Genomic DNA, 21,265 nt, shown 5'->3' with positions numbered 1-21,265 from the left:
TATTGAGGTTAAAATGCGTCTGGTTCAGCTCTCCCGGCATTCTATCGCCTTCCCTTCTCCGGAAGGCGCCCTGCGTGAACCTAACGGCCTGCTGGCGCTCGGCGGCGATCTAAGCCCCGCGCGTCTGCTGATGGCCTATCAGCGTGGTATTTTTCCCTGGTTTTCCCCCGGCGACCCGATCCTCTGGTGGTCGCCCGATCCCCGGGCAGTGCTTTGGCCGGAACAGTTCCATCTCAGCCGCAGCATGAAGCGCTTTCATCAGCGCTCCCCCTACCGCGTCACGCTCAATCATGCCTTTGGCGAGGTGATTGAGGGCTGCGCCAGCGATCGTGACGAAGGCACATGGATAACCAGCAGCATCGTTCGCGCCTATCACCAGCTGCATGAGCTGGGCCATGCCCACTCCATTGAAGTCTGGCAGGAGAATACCCTGGTGGGGGGAATGTACGGCGTGGCGCAGGGGGCATTGTTTTGCGGCGAGTCGATGTTCAGCCGGGCGGAAAATGCCTCTAAAACCGCGCTGCTGGTATTTTGCCAGGACTTTGCGCAGAGCGGCGGTAAATTAATTGACTGTCAGGTGCTGAACAACCACACCGCGTCATTAGGCGCAGTGGATATTCCCCGCCGCGATTATCTGGACTATCTGTCGGTATTACGCGGCTACCGTCTACCCGAGCGATTTTGGGTACCACGGGTGCTATTTCCGGGCGGATAATAAAATGTTTTCAGCACATTTTGCGTCAGGATGGTATAATTGCGCGGTAGAGTAGCTTCTGCCTGTTGCCCCGCCGCCGTTTGGGAATAATAAGAGTCAGATAACGCCCATCGTTCTGTCACTCCCCTTTACGTTTGCGCCTGTCACGCGGCATGGCCGTGTGTGTCCCGGGCAATGCGCCAAAACTACTTCGGCGATTCATACCCGTCATATTTCCATTGCCGGCGTGCTGACTGCGCGCCTTGCGGTAAGGTGAATGATTCAGGGTAGACACGTAAAACTTTACTTACATGATGAACTTCGGCATTATCTTGCCGGTTCAAAACTACGGTAGTGATACCCCAGAGGACTAGATGGCCAAAGAAGACAATATTGAAATGCAGGGCACCGTACTTGAAACGTTGCCTAACACTATGTTCCGCGTAGAACTGGAAAACGGTCACGTGGTAACCGCGCATATCTCCGGTAAAATGCGTAAAAACTACATCCGCATTCTGACGGGCGACAAAGTGACTGTTGAGCTGACCCCGTACGACCTGAGCAAAGGCCGCATTGTCTTCCGTAGTCGCTGATTGTTTTCGCCACTAAGGCGTCAGATGCTGAAGGCCGGGATAATTCCCGGTCTTTTCATTTCTACCGCCAGCCAGCAAAAAAAAACCGGCCAATGGCCGGTTTTTACATGCAAGATATCGCCTTAGTGGGCGGCTTCCGGTTTGTGCTTCGGCGCGCTCTGGAAGTCGTAAGTCAGCGTATTTTTCGCGCTGTCCAGAGAGACCGTCACCTGCCCCCCGTCGACCAGCGAGCCAAACAGCAGCTCGTTCGCCAGCGGTTTTTTCAGGTTGTCCTGAATGACGCGTCCCATCGGACGTGCCCCCATCGCCCGGTCGTAGCCTTTTTCCGCCAGCCAGTTGCGCGCTTCCTGGCTGACTTCCAGGGAGACGCCTTTCTGATCCAGCTGAACCTGCAGCTCGACGATAAACTTGTCGACAACCTGATGGATCACCGTGGTGGAGAGGTGATCGAACCAGATAATGTTGTCGAGACGGTTACGGAACTCCGGCGTAAAGATCTTCTTGATCTCATCCATTGCATCCGGACTGTTGTCCTGCTGGATAAGGCCAATCGATTTACGCTCGGTTTCCCGCACCCCGGCGTTGGTGGTCATCACCAGCACCACGTTGCGGAAGTCCGCTTTACGTCCGTTGTTATCGGTCAGCGTTCCGTTATCCATCACCTGCAGCAGCAGGTTGAACACGTCCGGATGCGCTTTTTCGATCTCATCGAGCAGCAGCACCGCATGCGGATGTTTAATCACCGCATCGGTCAGCAGCCCGCCCTGGTCGAAGCCGACGTATCCCGGAGGCGCCCCGATTAAACGGCTGACGGTATGACGTTCCATATATTCGGACATATCAAAACGCAGCAGCTCGATACCCAGCGCCTTCGCCAGCTGCACGGTCACTTCGGTTTTCCCCACCCCGGTCGGCCCGGCGAACAGGAATGAACCCACCGGCTTGTGCTCATGGCCCAGCCCGGCGCGCGCCATTTTGATGGCTTCCGTCAGCGCCTCGATGGCCTTATCCTGACCAAAGACCAGCATTTTCAGTCGATCGCCAAGGTTTTTCAGCGTATCGCGATCGCTGCGGGAGACGCTCTTCTCAGGGATCCGCGCAATGCGCGCCACCACTGACTCGATATCCGCCACATTAACCGTTTTCTTACGCTTGCTGACCGGCATTAAGCGCGCCCGCGCCCCTGCCTCGTCAATCACGTCAATCGCCTTATCCGGCAGATGACGATCGTTAATGTATTTCACCGCCAGCTCAACCGCGGCACGCACCGCCTTGGCGGTATAACGCACATCGTGGTGCGCTTCGTACTTCGGCTTCAGGCCGTTGATAATCTGGACGGTCTCTTCCACCGACGGTTCGGTAATATCAATTTTCTGGAAACGGCGGGCCAGCGCACGATCTTTCTCAAAGATGTTGCTGAACTCCTGGTAAGTGGTGGAGCCAATCACCCGGATCTTGCCGCTGGAAAGCAGCGGTTTGATCAGGTTAGCCGCATCGACCTGACCGCCAGACGCCGCCCCCGCACCGATGATGGTGTGGATCTCATCAATGAACAGGATGCTGTTGGTATCCTGCTCCAGCTGTTTGAGCAACGCTTTAAAGCGTTTTTCAAAATCGCCACGGTATTTCGTGCCGGCCAGCAGAGAACCAATATCGAGCGAGTAGATGGTGCAGTCAGCCATGACTTCCGGCACATCGCCCTGCACAATACGCCAGGCAAGGCCTTCGGCGATGGCGGTTTTACCGACGCCGGATTCCCCCACCAGCAGCGGGTTATTTTTACGCCGACGGCACAGAACCTGAATGGCGCGCTCCAGCTCTTTTTCACGGCCGATCAGGGGATCAATGCCGCCGACGCGAGCAAGCTGATTGAGGTTGGTGGTGAAGTTTTCCATACGTTCCTCCCCGCCGGCTTGCTCTTCATTGCCAGGCTGGCTTCCGCTGTTATCGGAAGACTGGCTCGGCTCGTCTTTGCGTGTACCATGAGAAATGAAGTTCACCACATCGAGTCGGCTCACTTCATGTTTACGCAGCAGGTAGGCGGCCTGCGACTCCTGCTCGCTGAAAATCGCCACCAGCACGTTGGCGCCGGTCACTTCGCTGCGGCCAGAAGATTGCACGTGGAAGACGGCGCGCTGCAGCACACGCTGGAAGCTCAGCGTCGGCTGGGTGTCGCGCTCTTCTTCCGTGGCTGGCAGGACGGGTGTGGTTTGTTCGATGAAGGCTTCAAGTTCCTGACGCAATGCCACCAGGTCCACTGAACACGCTTCCAGGGCCTCACGGGCCGAGGGGTTGCTTAGCAGAGCCAGCAGCAAGTGCTCGACGGTCATAAACTCATGACGGTGCTCGCGCGCTCTGGCGAAAGCCATATTTAAACTGAGTTCCAGTTCTTGATTGAGCATAGGCACCTCCCCCAATTTTCATGCCTGTATTCAGGCTTTTTCCAGCGTACACAGCAATGGATGCTCGTTCTCCCTCGCGTACTGATTCACCATAGCGACTTTGGTCTCCGCCACTTCCGCGGTAAACACGCCACAAATCGCCTTACCTTCATAGTGAACCGTGAGCATCAGTTGCGTTGCACGTTCAACATCATAAGAAAAGAATTTTTGTAACACGTCAATAACAAACTCCATTGGAGTGTAGTCATCATTGACCAATATCACTTTATACATAGATGGCGGTTTAATCGCATCACGAACTTCGTCGTCAACCAGGTGCTCGAAGTCCAGCCAATCTCTCTTACTCATCGTCAGTGTTCATCATCGGTTGCTGTTGCCAACAGGCGGAGGCCTGTCGATGACCAGAGGTTATGCTCATCACAAATCTACAACAGATCATAGATAACTATCATCTATCGCTTCTATCCGCGACGGCTGTCACATTCCCCGGCAATAGCGTTAACTGCTTCAAATTTTGACGCATTTTTCGCCGCTCCCCCTCCTCAATCGCTTGACGCGTTTTCGTATTTCTCTAAATTGTAGTGGCGAGAGTTGGCGAGCAATTGAACAACTCGTCACTCCACCACCGGTTCATTCCATCTTACTAATAAAGATTTACGAAGGATGTCGAAGTATGGAAATGGGTACTGTTAAGTGGTTCAACAATGCCAAAGGGTTCGGTTTTATCTGCCCTGAGGGCGGCGGCGAAGACATTTTCGCCCATTACTCCACCATCCAGATGGATGGTTACAGAACGCTAAAAGCCGGACAAGCCGTTCGGTTTGATGTTCACCAGGGGCCAAAAGGCAACCACGCCAGCGTGATCGTCCCTGTGGAAGCGGAAACGGCTGCATAACTCTTTTGCTTCATTGTGTACATCCTGCTAATAAAATGCCAGTCCTTCTGACTGGCATTTTTATTTCTCATCCCGACTACTCCCGCGCCAGGGCATCCACCGGATCGAGCCGCGCCGCATTGCGCGCCGGCAGCCACCCAAACAGCACCCCGGTTAACGTCGAACAGAGAAACGCTGTCACCAGCGCCAGCGGCGAAAAACCGATCTCCCAGCCGGGGAGAAACAGCTGCAGAATAAACGCAATCATCAGCGACAATGTCACCCCCAGCGCGCCGCCGACCAGGCAAACCAGCACCGCTTCGATGAGAAACTGCTGCAGCACATCGCTGGCCCGGGCGCCAACCGCCATGCGGATGCCTATCTCACGCGTCCGTTCGGTCACCGACACCAGCATAATATTCATCACGCCAATCCCGCCGACCACCAGGGCGATCACCGCCACCAATGTGAGGAACAGCTGTAAGGTATGTGTGGTCCTTTCGGCGGTTTTCAAGATGCTGTCCATATTCCAGGTGAATACATCTTTTTTACCATGCCGCAGCTCCAGCAAACGCAGCAGCTGTTTTTCAGCGGTGTCGCTGTCATAGCCTTCATGAACGCGAACGGTGATCGAGTTCAGCCACGACTGGCCCATCACCCTTCCCGCCATGGTGGTGTAGGGCAACCAGACGCGGAGAATTTTACTGCTGCCGAACATCGACTGCTTTTCATCCGCAACGCCAATCACCGTGGCCGGCATATTGCCCACCAGAATCACCTCGCCCACCACTTTCGCTTTATTGGGAAACAGCTGGCGACGGGTATTGCTGTCGAGCACCACCACCTGCGCCCGGCTGTTGAGCTGCAGCTCATTAAAGGTATTGCCCTCGCTAAAGGTCATGCCGTAAACATTAAAGTATTGCGGCCCCACCCCTTCCGCGCTGGCGGCTACGTCAATATTGTTGGCGCGCAGACGCAGGCTTTTTGACACCGCCGGCGTAGCGGAACGCACCCACGGCTGTTTCTGGATCGCCAGCAAGTCGTCATACTTCAGCGCCTGCTGATAGCGCGGGTCGTCATCGCCAAAATCCTTGCCAGGGTAGACGTCAATGGTATTGGTGCCTATCGCGCGAATATCTGCCAGCACCATTTGTTTGGCGGCATCGCCCACCACGACGATCGACACCACCGAGGCAATCCCAATAATAATGCCGAGCATGGTCAGCAGGGTGCGCATTTTATTCGCCGCCATCGCCCGCCAGGCCATGACCAGCGCCTCGCGAAAGCCGCTGGTGAACTGACGCCACGCCGAGGGCTCCTCCTGCTGACGGGCGCGCAGCCCACCGCCCTGGCGGCTGGCGGAGGGGTTGCGGACGATTTCGCCATCGCGGATCTCGACGATCCGCTCCGCCTGAGCGGCGACCTGCGGATCGTGAGTGACAATGATGACCGTGTGCCCCTGCGCTTTCAGCTGGTGCAGGATCGCCATCACCTCTTCGCCGGAATGGCTATCCAGCGCGCCGGTCGGCTCATCGGCGAGGATCACTTCCCCACCGTTCATCAGGGCGCGGGCGATACTGACCCGCTGCTGTTGTCCGCCGGACAGCTGCGACGGCTGATAGTCGGCGCGATCGCCAAGCCCCAGGCGCGCCAGCAGCTCATGAGCGCGCGCCAGGCGCGCCCGCCGTTCACTGCCGGCATACACCGCCGGCACTTCGACGTTCTGCGCGGCGGTCAAATGCGACAGCAGGTGATAGCGTTGAAAGATAAAACCAAAGTGTTCCCGCCGCAGACGGGCCAGCGCATCGCCATCCAGCTGTGCAATATCGGTTCCCGCCACCCGATAGGTGCCGCTGGTGGGTTTATCAAGGCAGCCAAGGATGTTCATCAGTGTTGATTTACCCGAGCCGGAGGCGCCCACGATCGCCACCATCTCCCCGGCATGGATACTGAGGGTGATCCCCTTGAGGACCTCAACGCTGCCGTCGCCGGAAGGATAGCTGCGACGAATATCACGCAGCTCGAGCAAGGCCGTCATTTTGCCGCCCCGCTCGCGCTCTCGCCGACGATCACCTCATCCCCCTCTTCAAGTCCCTGCACCACCGCGACGTCGGTATCATTGCGCGCGCCAATGACAATCTCACGCTCTTTGACCTCGCCGGTACGCAACAGCCGGACGTGGTAGCGGTTATCACCGACCGCATCGCCCAGGGCGCTCAGCGGGATGGTGATCACGTTCTTCACCTCGGCCAGTTGAATATGCACCTGCGCGGTCATGTCGAGGCGCAGGATCCCCTGCGGGTTCGGGACCTCGAAGCGGGCATAATAGAAGATGGCGTCGTTGACTTTTTCCGGCGTCGGCAGAATGTCCTTCAGCTTGCCTTCATAGCGGGTTAACGGGTCGCCCAGCACGGTAAACCACGCCTTTTGCCCCGGTCTGAGATGGATGACATCCGCTTCGGAGACCTGCGCTTTAACCAGCATGGTGCTGAGGTCCGCCAGGGTCAGAATGTTCGGCGCCTGCTGGGCAGCGATCACCGTCTGTCCCTGAAGGGTGGTAATTTGCGTCACTTCGCCAGCCATCGGCGCCAGGATCCGCGTGTAGTCGAGGTTGGTCTTCGCGGTGTCGAGCGTCGCCTGGTTGCGCTTAATTTGCGCTTCAATGGTGCCGATTTGCGCCTGTTTCACCGCCAGGTCGGTGGCCGCGGTATCGAGGTCCTGTCGCGAGACCAGTTGGCGCTGCGCCAGCTGCTGCTGACGGGCCAGGGTCACCTGCGCCAGCTTACTCTCCGCGCGCGCCTGATTGAGCTGGGCGCGCAGCTCCATCAACGTCGCTTCCACCTCTTTGATCTGGTTTTGCGCCTGCTCAGGATCGATAACCCCCAGCAGTTGGTCCTTTTTGACCTTATCGCCGATATTCACGTGCAGCGTCTTCAGCTGTCCGCTGACCTGGGCGCCGACGTCAACTTTTCGCAGGGCATCCAGCTTGCCGGTAGCCAGCACGCTCTGCTGGAGGTCGCCTTTGCGCACCACCAGTGTTTGGTAGTGCGGCAGCGGCGCGTTGAGGATCCGCCATCCCCAGACAGCCAGACCCAGCACCACGATCGCCAACAGCCACCAGACGGTCCTGCGTTTTCCCTTCAATTTCATATTCCGATTCCTGCTGTTTCCCTGCCGATCCAGGCGGTGATTCTATCGAAACCCGTTGGCAACAGAACATCCATTTTTCGCGCCAATGACGTTTTGTTTAGCTGCCGGAGAGCTTTGCGCCGCCGAGCCCCCCGACGGCGAAGAGATTAATCGGCGCGACCGCGGGCCAGCCACAGTACCCGCGAGAACATTTTTTTCAGCAGCGGCGGCACTGCGTCCACCCCACGGCGGCCGGCTTCCATTGCCACCTCAATCGCCAGGTCCGGCTTGGATGAACGATGAATGGCCTTGGTGATCACCCGCCGCATATTCATGGGCACATTATCCGGGATCTGCGCCACCCGGTGGTAAACGTCATCAAATCCCTGACGATACATAAAGTGTTCCATATCCAGCGCCGGCAGAGTGGTCAGATGGTCGCGCTCCAGCTCGCGATCGTTATTCAGCAGGCCGCGTACGGTCGCGGCATATTTTTTCCCTGCCTCATCGCCGTCCACCAGCACGTGCCACTGGATCCCCATCCGGCGGGCGAATTTGATCAACGGCTTCAGGCCCGACTGGGCGAATTCAATGACTTTCACCCCTTCAGCATCAAAATGATGGCCGCACTGGCGGGCCAGTTCGTTGATAACCCAGGTTTCCGTCTCCCCCTCCACCAGCAGCCAACAGCGGGCGAAGAGCGATGAGGCGCGATTGAAGCGGATATGAAAGGCAATGCGCCGACTCTCTTCGGCATTCATTCCGCCGGGCCCCAGCCGCCATGCCGACACCCGCGCCGATTCACGCACCAGCCGACACACCTGCTCCACCGGCGTCAGGGACAGCAGCTCTCCGGAGTTGGTGGTGGTCACCCGCTGCAACGGCAGCAAATTCAGCAGATGCCAGGCGACGGAGAGCATGATCGGATGCAGGCGGGTCTCGGGATCTTCAATCAACAGCAGCGGCCGCGCGTCGCGATCGAGGCGCACCGTCCCTTTCGCCTGCAGCAGGGTGGCGAACAGCCCCAGCAGGATCACCCGATGGCTGCGCCCGCCGGGCTTGTCGATCATCCGGTTGATAATATCCAGATAACGCCAGCTACGCTGTTCATCATGGGAACGCCGCCGCATCAGGCGATGTCGCGTCTGGGCGCTGCTTTGCTCGGCAAAATAATGCTCCAGCAGCTGCACCATGGCCGACAACCCCTCGCGGATCTGACCGTCGGATAAATTTTGCGGGTGGCTGACCAGTTCGCGGGACAGAAAATCCAGCTGGCGGGCGGTGATCTCTATCTGCGGCGAGTGCGGTACCGTTCCGTTATGAATGCGCCGCATAAAGCGCGCGTCGCGCAGACGCAGCACCGGCATCAAACGCACCAGGTGTCTGGCCAGCTCATCGATATCCTCCAGCGCCAGCGCTTCGCCTTCGCCATCGATAAAACTGCGCAGGGTCATCACGCTGTCATCATCGGCGAGTTCGCCTTCCAGGCGGTAGAACACCCGGTGATACCCGTCATCACAGGGCACCCAACAGCGCTGAAGCGGACGGAAACGCCGCACCCGATGGCGTCCCGGCTCCGTTTCGCGGAAGGTCAGAATAATATGCAAATGGTGCTCGCGCCCCTGGATGTCGCCCGCGGGGAACCAAAAGTCATCGCGAACAAAGTGATAAAGATCGAACTCTGGCGACAAAAGCAGGGTCAGCGCATCAAGCAGACTGGACTTCCCCCACGCGTTTTCCCCGATCAGGACGTTATTTTGCTCGAGCATCAACGACAGACGATTGATACCGCGAAAACCGACGATTTCTACGCGCTCAAGAAGCATATCCCCTCCGCTACACCACCACTCTCCTTCAGTAATCAACAGTATAGCGAGGGCGGCGGCAAGATGACACTCCGCTTAGTCACCTCGCGCATCCTATTCAGGAGGTTAAATATATTCATAAAATTACACACTTACCGCCTATTAACCGCTGTTGATTATTCATCAAACAAAATAGTTTTATTTCAGACGTTATGTTCTACACTATTGATAATCTTGGATGGATATAGGAATAGTTAAACTGGCAAACGCAATCCCTTCACCTTGCCCTAAATCAAATAATATCAATATATTTAACTGGCTCTGGGATGGCGATTATCTCTAGAATAACGCCGCTTTATTTTTATCGTCGTCCCTTATCACGATAAATAAAGAACGGCACGGTCCGCTCGTGCGCGTATACATTTAAATTGAGGTGGTTATGTTCAGAAAATTAGCAGCCGAATGCTTCGGCACCTTCTGGCTTGTATTTGGCGGCTGCGGTAGCGCCGTCCTTGCCGCAGCATTTCCCGAGCTGGGTATCGGTTTTGCCGGCGTGGCGCTGGCATTTGGTTTAACCGTATTAACCATGGCGTATGCGGTTGGCCATATTTCCGGCGGTCATTTCAACCCGGCGGTGACCTTAGGCCTGTGGGCCGGCGGTCGTTTCCCGGCGAAAGAGGTCATTGGCTATATTATCGCCCAGGTGGTCGGCGGAATTATTGCCGCCGCGGTGCTGTACGTAGTGGCCAGCGGTAAAGCCGGCTTTGATGCCGCCGCCAGCGGTTTTGCCTCCAACGGCTATGGCGAACACTCCCCGGGCGGCTTCTCTATGCTGTCGGCTATCGTTATTGAAATCGTACTGACCTGCGGCTTCCTGCTGGTTATCCATGGCGCTACCGACAAACACGCGCCTGCGGGCTTCGCGCCGATCGCTATCGGCCTGGCGCTGACCCTCATCCATTTGATCAGCATTCCGGTCACCAACACCTCGGTCAACCCGGCGCGCAGCACCGCGGTGGCGATTTTCCAGGGCGGTTGGGCGCTGCAGCAGCTGTGGCTGTTCTGGGTCATGCCGATCGTCGGCGGGATCCTCGGCGGCGTGCTGTACCGTACTCTGCTGGAAAAACGCGATTAATCTTTTCTAAGGCCCGGGTCCCCGGGCTTTTTCTTTCTGGCGACAGCTTTACTCGGCCCGGCTATTTGGATAGTGTCATGAGCGCTATTCTCATCATGCAAGGGTTGCATCGTTCATGTTCTCGGGACTGTTCATCATTCTGTTGCCGCTGGTCGTCGGCTATTTACTGCCTCTTCGTCACTCCTCCGCGTTAAAACTGATTAACCGGATGCTGAGCTGGATTGTCTATGTGATCCTCTTTTTTATGGGTATCAGCCTGGCGTTTCTCGACAATCTGGCCAGCAATCTGCTGGCGATATTGCATTACGCCTCGGTGAGCGTGGTCATCATTTTACTGTGTAATATTACCGCTCTGCTGTGGCTGGAAAGAAAAATGCCCTGGCGCAGTCTGCATCGTCAGGAGAAATTACCCTCGCGCCTGGCCATGGCCCTGGAATCACTCCAGCTGTGCGGTGTGGTGGTGCTCGGTTTCTTGCTTGGCCTGACCGGCCTGTCTTTTTTACAACACGCCACCGAAGCCAGCGAATATACGCTGATCTTTCTCCTGTTCCTCGTCGGTATTCAATTACGCAATAATGGAATGAGTCTGCGACAAATAGTCCTCAACCGGCGGGGAATGATCGTCGCCGTGGTGGTCACGGCCAGTTCATTACTCGGCGGCATCCTCAACGCCTTTATTCTGGATTTGCCGCTAAAGACCGGTCTGGCGATGGCCAGCGGCTTCGGCTGGTATTCACTCTCCGGTATTTTACTGACCGAATCCTTTGGCCCGGTGATCGGCAGCGCGGCGTTCTTTAACGACCTGTGCCGCGAGCTGCTGGCCATCATGTTAATTCCGGGCCTGATTCGCCGTAGCCGCTCCACGGCGCTGGGGCTGTGCGGCGCCACCTCCATGGACTTCACCTTACCGGTGCTGCAGCGTTCCGGCGGCGTGGAGATCGTCCCTGCCGCCATCGTGCACGGTTTTCTGCTGAGCCTGCTGGTCCCGATCCTGATCGCCTTTTTTGCCGCCTGAGCAGGCGCTGGCGGCAGACTTCCTGCCGCCAATTTTGCGCTAAATCAATCTCCCTTTAAGTTGTATCAGAAATACCTTTTCTCCTCACGCGCTCGGGCATAACCTTAAACATGTATATCAAATATAACTTTAAAGGTGTGACCATGTTTTGTGTGCAATGTGAACAAACCATTCGTACCCCGGCCGGCAACGGCTGCTCTTACGCGCAGGGGATGTGCGGTAAAACAGCGGAAACCTCCGATCTACAGGATCTGCTGATTGCGTCACTGCAAGGCCTCTCCGCCTGGGCGCTCAAGGCCCGCGAATATGGCATTATCGACCACGACGTCGATAGCTTTGCGCCGCGCGCTTTTTTCTCAACGCTGACTAACGTTAACTTCGACTCCCCGCGTATCGTTGGCTATGCGCGACAGGCTATCGCCATGCGTGAAGCGCTTAAAGCGCAGTGCCTGAACATTGATGCCCACGCGACGGTTAACAATCCGATGGCCGCTCTGCAACTGGCTAGCGACGATCTGGGCGACCTGCAGCGTCAGGCGGCGGAATTTACCCCGAACAAAGACAAAGCGGCCATCGGCGACAACATTCTCGGCCTGCGCCTGCTGTGCCTGTACGGCCTGAAAGGCGCTGCGGCTTATATGGAGCACGCGCACGTTCTCGGCCAGTACGACAACGACATCTACGCCCAGTACCATAAAATCATGGCATGGCTGGGTACCTGGCCTGCCGATATGAACGCGCTGCTGGAGTGCTCAATGGAGATCGGCCAGATGAACTTCAAAGTCATGAGCATTCTGGACGCCGGTGAGACCAGCAAATACGGTCATCCGACCCCAACCCAGGTCAACGTTAAAGCGACCGAGGGCAAGTGCATCCTGATCTCCGGCCATGACCTGAAAGATCTCTATAACCTGCTGGAGCAGACCGAAGGCACCGGCGTTAACGTCTATACCCACGGGGAAATGCTGCCGGCGCACGGCTATCCGGAGCTGCGTAAATTCAAACACCTGATTGGGAACTACGGCAGCGGCTGGCAGAACCAGCAGGTGGAGTTCGCCCGCTTCCCGGGCCCCATCGTCATGACCTCTAACTGCATCATCGACCCCACCGTCGGCGCCTACGACGATCGTATCTGGACCCGCAGCATCGTCGGCTGGCCGGGCGTGAACCACCTGGAAGGTGAAGACTTCGCGCCGGTTATCGCCCAGGCGCAGCAGATGGCTGGCTTCCCGTACAGCGAGATCCCGCATCTGATCACCGTCGGCTTTGGCCGTCAGACCCTGCTCGGCGCGGCGGACACACTGATCGATCTGGTCAGCCGGGAAAAACTACGTCACATTTTCCTCGTCGGCGGCTGCGATGGCGCCCGCGGGGAACGTCACTATTTCACCGATTTCGCCACCAGCGTGCCGGACGACTGCCTGATCCTGACCCTGGCCTGCGGTAAATACCGCTTCAATAAACTCGATTTCGGCGATATTGAAGGCCTGCCGCGTCTGGTCGATGCCGGTCAGTGCAACGATGCCTACTCGGCGATTATCCTGGCGGTGACCCTGGCGGAAAAACTGGGCTGCGGCGTCAATGATCTGCCGCTATCGCTGGTGCTTTCCTGGTTCGAGCAGAAAGCGATTGTCATCCTGCTGACGCTGCTGTCTCTCGGCGTGAAAAACATTGTCACCGGCCCGACGGCGCCTGGCTTCTTCACTCCGGATCTGCTGGCTATCCTCAATGAGAAGTTTGGTCTGCGTTCCGTGACCACCGTGGAACAAGATATGCAGCAGCTGCTGAGCGCGTAAGGAGTCCCTGATGACCATGCCAACCTCACAATGCCCGTGGCGAATGCAGGTGCATCACATCCATCAGGAAACGCCGGATGTGTGGACCGTTTCATTGCTCTGTCATGACTATTATCCGTACCGTGCCGGGCAGTACGCCCTGGTCAGCGTGCGTCATTCGGCAGAGACCCTGCGCGCTTACACTATTTCGTCCACGCCGGGCGTCAGCGAATATATTACGTTGACCGTTCGCCGTATTGACGATGGCGCGGGCTCACAGTGGCTCACCCGCGACGTAAAGCGCGGCGACTATATCTGGCTGTCCGACGCGATGGGGGATTTCACCTGCGAGGATAAAGCGGATGATAAGTTCCTGCTGCTGGCCGCTGGCTGCGGCGTCACGCCGATCATGTCGATGCGCCGCTGGCTGGCGAAGTACCGTCCGCAGGCCGACGTGCAGGTGATCTATAGCGTTCGTTCGCCGGAGGATGTGATCTTTGCCGAAGAGTGGCGCAACTATCCGGTTACCCTGGTGGCGGAGCACCACGCGACGCACGGTTTTGTCGCCGGCCGTCTGACCCCGGAACTACTGCAGAGCGTACCGGATATCGCCAGCCGCACCGTGATGACCTGCGGGCCAGCGCCGTATATGGAGAAAGTTGAACAGGACGTTGCCGCCCTGGGTGTTACCCGCTTCTTTAAGGAGAAGTTCTTCACCCCGGTGGCGGAGGCCGCCACCAGCGGGCTGAAATTCACCAAACTGCAGCCGGCGCGAGAATTTTACGCGCCGGTGGGCACCACCCTGCTCGATGCGCTGGAGAGCAATCAGGTGCCGGTGACCGTCGCCTGCCGCGCCGGCGTCTGCGGCTGCTGCAAAACCAGAGTCGTTTCCGGGGAGTATAGCGTCACCAGCACCATGACGCTGACCGACGGCGAAATCGCCGACGGCTATGTGCTGGCCTGCTCCTGTCACCCGCTGGGCGATCTGGTTCTGGCCTGACCTTAAAAGGCCGGATGATGCTATGCTTATCCGGCCTCTGTTTCTGCTTTACGTCGTACGCAGTTGTTCCGCCTTTCGGCGCATGGCTATCGCCAGGCCGACTGACCGGCCAGCGAGTAACGCCCGGCGCCCAAAAGCGCAATCGCCAGCGCGCCAACAAAGAAATAGACCAGATTCTCAATCGCCCACGCGCCCACCGCATCAAGCGCAAACGTCTTGCCGAGACCGACCATCAGCCACGCCACTACCATGGTGAAAGCCAACACCAGCGCCGCTGGGCGCGTCAGGATGCCGACAATCAACAAACAGGGGGCAACCACTTCCCCCACCAGCACACCGTAGGCGATAAACCCCGGCAACCCCTTCGCCACCAGCATCCCGCTAATGCCGTCCACGCCATCCAGCAGCTTGTGCAAACCGTGAAAGAGCATTAACCCGCCGACGGCGAGTCGTAACAAGAGTTTACCGGCATCTTCATGCGACAGCGTTCTGTTTACTGTGTTTAACAATCCCTTAACCATTTGATGTGCTTCCTGTTTTACACCCTGTGAGATGCCAGAGCATGCCCAAAACTTCAGCAATAAAACCAGCGAAAATTTGAGGGAAATCGGCAACGTACGCTGCAGTTTCATCTAAGCTTGAAGGCGTTATCAAAAAAAGGAGATGGAGATCATGAAACAAACCGTGGCCGCATACATTGCCAAAACGCTGGAACAGGCCGGCGTGAAACGTATCTGGGGCGTCACCGGCGATTCCCTCAATGGATTGAGCGATAGCCTGAACCGCATGGGCACCATCGACTGGATGGCCACCCGGCACGAAGAGGTCGCTGCTTTCGCCGCCGGCGCGGAGGCGCAACTGACCGGCGAACTGGCGGTCTGCGCCGGTTCCTGCGGTCCGGGTAACCTGCACCTGATCAACGGTCTGTTTGACTGTCACCGCAACCATGTCCCGGTGCTGGCCATTGCCGCCCACATCCCTTCCAGCGAGATTGGCAGCGGCTATTTCCAGGAGACCCATCCCCAGGAGCTGTTCCGCGAATGCAGCCACTACTGCGAGCTGGTCTCCACCCCGGAGCAGATCCCGCAGGTGCTGGCGGTGGCGATGCGTAAGGCGGTGATTAACCGCGGCGTATCGGTGGTGGTTCTGCCCGGCGACGTGGCGCTGAAAGCCGCCCCGGAGAGCGCCAGCAGCCACTGGTATCATGCGCCGTTGCCGACGGTCTCCCCGGCCGACGAGGAGCTGCGCAAGCTGGCGCAGCTTATCCGCTACTCCAGCAATATCGCGCTCATGTGCGGTAGCGGCTGCGCCGGCGCCCACCAGGAGCTGGTGGAGTTCGCAGCGAAAATTAAAGCCCCCATCGTCCATGCGCTGCGCGGTAAAGAGCATGTGGAGTATGACAACCCGTATGATGTGGGCATGACCGGGCTGATTGGCTTCTCTTCTGGCTTCCACACCATGATGAATGCCGACACTCTGATCCTGCTCGGCACCCAGTTCCCCTATCGCGCCTTCTATCCGACCGACGCCAAAATTATTCAGATCGACATTAACCCCGGCAGCATCGGCGCGCACAGTAAGGTTGATATGGCGCTGGTGGGCGACATCAAATCAACGCTAAAGGCGCTGCTGCCGCTGCTGGAAGAGAAAACCGATCGCCGCTTCCTCGATAAGGCGCTGGAGCACTATCGCGACGCGAGAAAAGGACTCGACGATCTGGCGAAGCCCAGCGAGAAGGCGATCCACCCGCAATATCTGGCGCAGCAGATCAGCCATTTTGCCGATGAAGACGCCATTTTCACCTGCGATGTCGGCACCCCGACCGTCTGGGCGGCACGCTATCTCAAGATGAACGGCAAACGCCGCCTGCTGGGTTCATTCAACCACGGCTCCATGGCCAACGCCATGCCGCAGGCCATTGGCGCCAAAGCCACCGCGCCGGAGCGTCAGGTGGTGGCCATGTGCGGCGACGGCGGGTTTAGCATGCTGATGGGGGATTTTCTGTCGCTGGCGCAGATGAAGCTGCCGGTGAAAATTATCATCTTTAACAACAGTGTGCTGGGTTTCGTGGCGATGGAGATGAAGGCCGGGGGCTATCTCACCGACGGCACAGAGCTGCACGACACCAACTTCGCCCGCATCGCCGAAGCCTGCGGTATTAAAGGTATTCGCGTTGAGAAAGCCGCCGAGGTGGATGAAGCGCTGCAGACCGCCTTCCGCACCGACGGTCCGGTGCTGGTCGACGTCGTGGTCGCCAAAGAGGAGCTGGCGATCCCGCCGCAGATCAAGCTGGAGCAGGCGAAAGGCTTTAGCCTGTATATGCTGCGGGCGATCATCAGCGGGCGCGGCGATGAAGTCATCGAACTGGCGAAAACCAACTGGCTCAGGTAAAACAGAAGCAATACTCTGAACCAGAACAAGGAAAAGCCGTGATCGATCTGCGCAGTGATACCGTTACCCGTCCCGGGCGCGCCATGTTGGAAGCCATGATGGCCGCCCCGGTCGGGGACGATGTGTATGGCGACGACCCTACCGTCAATGAACTTCAGCGCTACGCCGCCGACCTGGCCGGCAAAGAGGCGGCGCTGTTTCTGCCCACCGGCACCCAGGCCAACCTCGTCGGCCTGCTCAGCCACTGCCAGCGCGGCGAAGAGTATATCGTCGGCCAGGGGGCGCATAACTATCTGTACGAAGCCGGCGGGGCGGCGGTTCTCGGCAGTATTCAGCCGCAGCCGATTGACGCCGCGGCGGACGGCTCGCTGCCGCTGGATAAAGTCGCAGCGAAAATCAAACCTGACGATATCCATTTTGCCCCGACCCGCCTGCTGAGCCTGGAAAACACCCATAACGGTAAGGTGCTGCCGCGCGACTATCTCCAGGAAGCCTGGGCGTTTACCCGCCAGCGCGATCTGGCGCTGCACGTCGACGGCGCGCGCATCTTTAACGCCGTGGTCGCCTACGGCTGTGAGCTGCGCGATATCGCCCAGTACTGCGACTCCTTCACCATCTGCCTGTCAAAGGGGCTTGGCGCCCCGGTTGGCTCGCTGCTGGTCGGCAGTGAGGCGTATATTCGCCGCGCCGTTCGCTGGCGGAAAATGGTCGGCGGCGGGATGCGCCAGGCGGGCATTCTGGCCGCCGCCGGGCTGTACGCGCTGAAAAATAACGTGCAGCGCCTGCAGGAGGATCATGATAACGCCGCGTGGATGGCGGATCAGCTGCGCGCCATCGGCGCCGACGTCACCCGTCACGATACCAACATGCTGTTCGTTCGCGTCGGTGATGAACAGGCCCGGGCGCTCGGCGAGTTTATGCAGGCGCGCGGCGTGCTGATCAACGCCTCGCCAATCGTCCGTCTGGTCACTCACCTGGATGTCAATCGTCAGCAGTTGAGCGAAGTGGTCGCCCACTGGCAGGCTTTTTTACAACGCTAAGGAGTCAGGCGTGCCGCAATCGGTTCTGGTGCTCGGCGCCAGCGGCTATATTGGTCAACATTTAGTCCGCGAATTAAGCGCGCGGGGTTATCCGGTGCTGGCGGCGGCGCGCCATACCGACCGACTGCAAAAACTCGCTTTGCCCGGCGTCACCTGCCGGTCAGTCGATCTCAATCAGCCGCAGGCTCTGCCTGCGCTGCTCACAGGTATCGATACCCTTTACTATCTGGTACACGGCATGGGCGAAGGCGGCGATTTTATCGCCCATGAGCGTCGGGTGGCGACGCATGTTCGCGATGCCCTGCGCCAGACGCCGGTGCGTCAGATTATCTTTCTCAGCTCGCTGCAGGCTCCAGCGCAGGAGCAGTCCGACCATCTGCGCGCTCGTCAGGTCACCGGCGATCTCCTGCGCGAGTCGGGCGTGCCGGTAACCGAGCTGCGGGCCGGAATTATCGTCGGCGCCGGCTCCGCCGCCTTCGAGGTGATGCGCGACATGGTCTATAACCTGCCGGTGCTGACCCCCCCGCGCTGGGTGCGTTCGCGTACCACCCCTGTCGCGCTGGAAAATCTGCTCGTTGACCTCGTTGAGCTACTGAATCATCCTTCCGACGCGCACCGCGTCTTCGAAGCCGCCGGTCCGGAGGTGTTAAGCTATCAGCAGCAGTTCATTCGCTTTATGGCCGTCAGCGGCAAACACCGCCCGCTCATTCCGATTCCCCTGCCGACGCGCTGGATCTCGGTGTGGTTCCTCAATGTCATCACCTCGGTGCCGCCGACCATCGCCAAAGCGCTAATTCAGGGGTTGAAGCACGATCTGATCGCCGATGACCGGACGCTGCGGGCGCTGATCCCGCAAACGCTGATCCCCTTCGATCAGGCGGTTCGCCGCACCCTGAAAGAAGAAGAGCAGCTGGTAAACTCCAGCGACTGGGGCTACGACGCCCAGGCTTTCGCCCGCTGGCGACCGGAGTATGGCTATTATCCGAAACAGGCAGGCTGCACCATCACCACTCAGGCGAGCCGCAAAGCCCTGTGGCAGGTCGTTAACCAAATCGGCGGTAAAGAGGGATATTTTTTCGGCAATCTGCTGTGGAAAACCCGCGGCGCGATGGATCTGCTGGTCGGCCACCGGCTGGCCAAAGGGCGACCGCAGCGCGACTATCTGCAGACCGGCGATACGGTCGACAGCTGGAAGGTGATTATCGTGGAGGAAGAAAAACAGCTCACTCTGCTGTTCGGCATGAAAGCGCCGGGACTGGGCCGGTTAAGCTTTACCATTAACGATAAAGGCGATCGTCGTGAACTGGACGTCCGCGCCTGGTGGCACCCGCACGGTATGCCGGGCCTGGTCTACTGGCTGCTGATGATCCCGGCGCACCTGTTTATTTTCCGCGGTATGGCGCAACGCATCGCCCGGTTGGCCGAACAAATCTCAGGCAGAGTCGAAGGATAAGCATTATTCTTTCATGATTCTCATTGCATAGTCGGGAGAATCACGGAAAAATGCGCACGAAATTCTTTTCTGGGACAGTAGAGTAATATGAAGGTACTGGTTACCGGTGCGACCAGCGGATTAGGCCGCAACGCAGTGGAATATCTGCGCAACAAGGGCATCAGCGTGCGAGCGACCGGGCGCAACGAAGCGATGGGTAAGCTTCTGAGCAAAATGGGGGCGGAATTCATCCCGGCAGATTTAACCGAGCTGGTCTCTTCGCAGGCTAAAGTGATGCTCGCCGGTATCGATACCCTGTGGCACTGCTCAAGTTTCACCTCGCCCTGGGGCACGCAGCAGGCTTTCGATCTCGCTAACGTCCGCGCCACCCGCCGCCTCGGCGAATGGTCGGTAGCATGGGGCGTACGCAATTTCGTCCATATCTCTTCGCCCTCGCTCTATTTTGATTATCACCACCATCGCGATATTCAGGAAGATTTCCGCCCGCACCGCTTCGCCAATGAGTTTGCCCGCAGCAAGGCGGCCAGCGAAGAGGTGATCAACCTGCTGGCGCAGGCCAACCCGCACACCCGTTTTACCATTTTGCGCCCGCAGAGCCTGTTCGGGCCGCACGATAAAGTCTTTATTCCCCGGCTGGCGCAAATGATGCAGCACTACGGCAGCGTCCTGTTGCCGCGGGGCGGCAGCGCGCTGGTCGATATGACCTATTATGAAAATGCCGTCCACGCGATGTGGCTGGCGAGCCAGCCTGCCTGCGATCATCTTCCCTCCGCCCGCGCGTGGAATATCAGCAATGGCGAACCGCGCACTCTGCGCAGCATCGTGCAGAAACTGATCGATGAGCTGGGCATCAAATGCCGGATCCGTTCAGTTCCCTACCCGATGCTGGATATTATCGCCCGCAGCATGGAGCGTTTTGGCGATAAAACGGCCAAAGAGCCGGCCTTTACCCACTATGGCGTCTCTAAACTTAATTTTGATTTTACGCTCGATATCACGCGCGCGCAGGATGAGCTGGGCTATCAGCCGGTGGTGACGCTGGACGACGGGATTGTGCGTACCGCCGCCTGGTTGCGCGACCACGGTAAACTTCACCGCTAACCCTGGCCATATTTCTCTAACAGCGCCTCGGCTATCGCTTCGGTTTGCGCATCCGCTACGCCATCCCAGCGCTGGGGGCGGAAGTGCATCTGGAAGGCGATAATTACCCGTTTCTTCTGCGCGGGAGTCATCTCCGGCGTGACCTGATAGCCGTAGCGCGCCAGCAAATCCAGCACCACCTCAGGGTCCACTGGCTCAATGGGCGGCCGCCCGTTCAGATAAAAAGCCACCCGCTGCTCGTCCGGCCAGGCGCCAATCCCCTGCTGCGCCAGCTGTTGCCAGGGGAACAACGGCCCCGGATCGTCTTTGCGCTGCGGGGCGATATCGGCATGGGCCACCACGTTCTGCGGCGCGATGTGGTAGCGGGTGATAATATCGCGCGCCAGCGGGATCAGGGCTGCGATCTGTTCCGGGTGAAAGGGGGTAAAGCTTTTACCTCCCGCGGTCTTCTGCCAGCCGCGGTTTTCCAGTTCAATACCGATGGAAGTATCGTTGATGCGCGTGCTGCCGCGCCAGTAGCTGACACCGGCGTGCCAGGCCAGATCCTCTTCCGGCACCAGCTGCCAGATCCGCGGTTTATCATGGTGGCGCGGCGGCTGTTCAGGAATTAAATAGTGGGAGCTGACCTCTTTATCGGTCAGGGTCGCCAGAGAAGTATCAAAGTTGTCTGCCGTATAGTGGATCACCAGCACTTTTATTCGCGGATAGGCCGCCTGCGCCGGATGGCGGGTGTCCAGCTGGTATCCATCGCGATCGATAATCCCTTTTTCGCCGGCACAGCCGCTTAGCAGTAACGCCAGCAGCGCGATCAGCGCAATCCGTGTCATTGTTTCATCCTTGCCCGGCAGCGTCTCCGGG

At 58.2% G+C, this 21,265-nt stretch carries 18 protein-coding genes; 11 read left to right on the top strand and 7 right to left on the bottom strand.

Annotated elements, in window-relative coordinates:
- Positions 1 to 13 precede the first annotated feature (13 nt).
- Positions 14 to 715: a leucyl/phenylalanyl-tRNA--protein transferase gene (gene aat, locus ABLV52_RS21970; RefSeq protein WP_023289006.1), complete on the top strand. Its 702-nt coding sequence runs from the start codon at positions 14 to 16 to the stop codon at positions 713 to 715.
- A gap of 353 nt (positions 716 to 1,068) precedes the next feature.
- Positions 1,069 to 1,287 (top strand): translation initiation factor IF-1, encoded by a 219-nt coding sequence (gene infA / locus ABLV52_RS21965; protein ID WP_001040187.1) that lies wholly within the window; start codon positions 1,069 to 1,071, stop codon positions 1,285 to 1,287.
- Between the two features lie 122 nt (positions 1,288 to 1,409).
- Here the strand turns inward: infA and clpA are convergent, their stop codons facing one another.
- Together clpA and clpS are read right to left on the bottom strand one after the other, a co-directional pair.
- Positions 1,410 to 3,689, bottom strand: coding sequence for an ATP-dependent Clp protease ATP-binding subunit ClpA (gene clpA, locus ABLV52_RS21960; protein WP_335898042.1), 2,280 nt, complete (start codon positions 3,687 to 3,689; stop codon positions 1,410 to 1,412).
- A 30-nt stretch (positions 3,690 to 3,719) separates the two neighbouring features.
- Positions 3,720 to 4,037, bottom strand: a complete 318-nt coding sequence (clpS, locus tag ABLV52_RS21955) for an ATP-dependent Clp protease adapter ClpS (RefSeq protein WP_002896520.1) — start codon at positions 4,035 to 4,037, stop codon at positions 3,720 to 3,722.
- A gap of 325 nt (positions 4,038 to 4,362) precedes the next feature.
- Between clpS and cspD the strand changes: the two genes are divergently transcribed.
- Positions 4,363 to 4,584: a cold shock-like protein CspD gene (gene cspD / locus ABLV52_RS21950; protein WP_002896516.1), complete on the top strand. Its 222-nt coding sequence runs from the start codon at positions 4,363 to 4,365 to the stop codon at positions 4,582 to 4,584.
- Between the two features lie 76 nt (positions 4,585 to 4,660).
- Here the strand turns inward: cspD and macB are convergent, their stop codons facing one another.
- The 3 genes from macB to ABLV52_RS21935 form a co-directional block, all read right to left on the bottom strand.
- The gene (gene macB, locus ABLV52_RS21945; protein WP_044521907.1) at positions 4,661 to 6,601 is read right to left on the bottom strand and encodes a macrolide ABC transporter ATP-binding protein/permease MacB; all 1,941 of its coding nucleotides are present in this window, start codon (positions 6,599 to 6,601) and stop codon (positions 4,661 to 4,663) included.
- Positions 6,598 to 7,713: a macrolide transporter subunit MacA gene (gene macA / locus ABLV52_RS21940; protein WP_023289004.1), complete on the bottom strand. Its 1,116-nt coding sequence runs from the start codon at positions 7,711 to 7,713 to the stop codon at positions 6,598 to 6,600. The genes macB and macA overlap by 4 nt, the downstream gene beginning before the upstream one ends.
- 146 nt (positions 7,714 to 7,859) lie before the next feature.
- Positions 7,860 to 9,518: an ATP-dependent endonuclease gene (locus ABLV52_RS21935; RefSeq protein ID WP_264980566.1), complete on the bottom strand. Its 1,659-nt coding sequence runs from the start codon at positions 9,516 to 9,518 to the stop codon at positions 7,860 to 7,862.
- A gap of 418 nt (positions 9,519 to 9,936) precedes the next feature.
- Between ABLV52_RS21935 and aqpZ the strand changes: the two genes are divergently transcribed.
- From aqpZ to hcr, 4 genes are all read left to right on the top strand, one after another.
- Complete coding sequence (gene aqpZ, locus ABLV52_RS21930; protein WP_004201355.1) at positions 9,937 to 10,632, top strand: aquaporin Z; 696 nt, start codon at positions 9,937 to 9,939, stop codon at positions 10,630 to 10,632.
- A gap of 115 nt (positions 10,633 to 10,747) precedes the next feature.
- The gene (locus ABLV52_RS21925) at positions 10,748 to 11,647 is read left to right on the top strand and encodes a lysine exporter LysO family protein (protein ID WP_048334579.1); all 900 of its coding nucleotides are present in this window, start codon (positions 10,748 to 10,750) and stop codon (positions 11,645 to 11,647) included.
- Between the two features lie 143 nt (positions 11,648 to 11,790).
- Positions 11,791 to 13,443 (top strand): hydroxylamine reductase, encoded by a 1,653-nt coding sequence (gene hcp, locus ABLV52_RS21920; RefSeq protein ID WP_348890928.1) that lies wholly within the window; start codon positions 11,791 to 11,793, stop codon positions 13,441 to 13,443.
- A 10-nt stretch (positions 13,444 to 13,453) separates the two neighbouring features.
- Positions 13,454 to 14,422 carry an NADH oxidoreductase gene (hcr, locus tag ABLV52_RS21915; protein WP_032455254.1) on the top strand — a complete coding sequence of 323 codons (969 nt, stop codon included), beginning with the start codon at positions 13,454 to 13,456 and terminating at the stop codon, positions 14,420 to 14,422.
- A gap of 86 nt (positions 14,423 to 14,508) precedes the next feature.
- Here hcr and ABLV52_RS21910 read toward each other — a convergent pair whose 3' ends face one another.
- Positions 14,509 to 14,943 carry a DoxX family protein gene (locus tag ABLV52_RS21910; protein ID WP_023288998.1) on the bottom strand — a complete coding sequence of 145 codons (435 nt, stop codon included), beginning with the start codon at positions 14,941 to 14,943 and terminating at the stop codon, positions 14,509 to 14,511.
- A 151-nt stretch (positions 14,944 to 15,094) separates the two neighbouring features.
- On the opposite strand from ABLV52_RS21910, the gene poxB reads away from it, so the two are divergent.
- The 4 genes from poxB to ABLV52_RS21890 all read left to right on the top strand — a co-directional run bounded on the left by poxB (position 15,095) and on the right by ABLV52_RS21890 (position 20,407).
- Positions 15,095 to 16,813: a ubiquinone-dependent pyruvate dehydrogenase gene (gene poxB / locus ABLV52_RS21905; protein ID WP_023288997.1), complete on the top strand. Its 1,719-nt coding sequence runs from the start codon at positions 15,095 to 15,097 to the stop codon at positions 16,811 to 16,813.
- Positions 16,814 to 16,851: 38 nt separating this feature from the next.
- Positions 16,852 to 17,853, top strand: coding sequence for a low-specificity L-threonine aldolase (gene ltaE / locus ABLV52_RS21900; RefSeq protein ID WP_023288996.1), 1,002 nt, complete (start codon positions 16,852 to 16,854; stop codon positions 17,851 to 17,853).
- 10 nt (positions 17,854 to 17,863) lie between these two features.
- The gene (locus tag ABLV52_RS21895; protein WP_348890927.1) at positions 17,864 to 19,306 is read left to right on the top strand and encodes a DUF2867 domain-containing protein; all 1,443 of its coding nucleotides are present in this window, start codon (positions 17,864 to 17,866) and stop codon (positions 19,304 to 19,306) included.
- A gap of 87 nt (positions 19,307 to 19,393) precedes the next feature.
- Positions 19,394 to 20,407 (top strand): NAD(P)-dependent oxidoreductase, encoded by a 1,014-nt coding sequence (locus ABLV52_RS21890; protein ID WP_002896399.1) that lies wholly within the window; start codon positions 19,394 to 19,396, stop codon positions 20,405 to 20,407.
- Here the strand turns inward: ABLV52_RS21890 and ABLV52_RS21885 are convergent.
- The gene (locus tag ABLV52_RS21885; protein ID WP_348890926.1) at positions 20,404 to 21,234 is read right to left on the bottom strand and encodes an N-acetylmuramoyl-L-alanine amidase; all 831 of its coding nucleotides are present in this window, start codon (positions 21,232 to 21,234) and stop codon (positions 20,404 to 20,406) included. The two genes, ABLV52_RS21890 and ABLV52_RS21885, sit on opposite strands and share 4 nt — an antisense overlap.
- Positions 21,235 to 21,265 lie beyond the last annotated feature (31 nt).

Source organism: Klebsiella sp. GB_Kp056 (assembly GCF_040064755.1).
GTDB classification, from domain to species: domain Bacteria; phylum Pseudomonadota; class Gammaproteobacteria; order Enterobacterales; family Enterobacteriaceae; genus Klebsiella; species Klebsiella quasipneumoniae.
The sequence above is the reverse complement of the archived record's forward strand: the minus strand, read 5'-3'. Positions and strand labels throughout refer to the sequence as shown.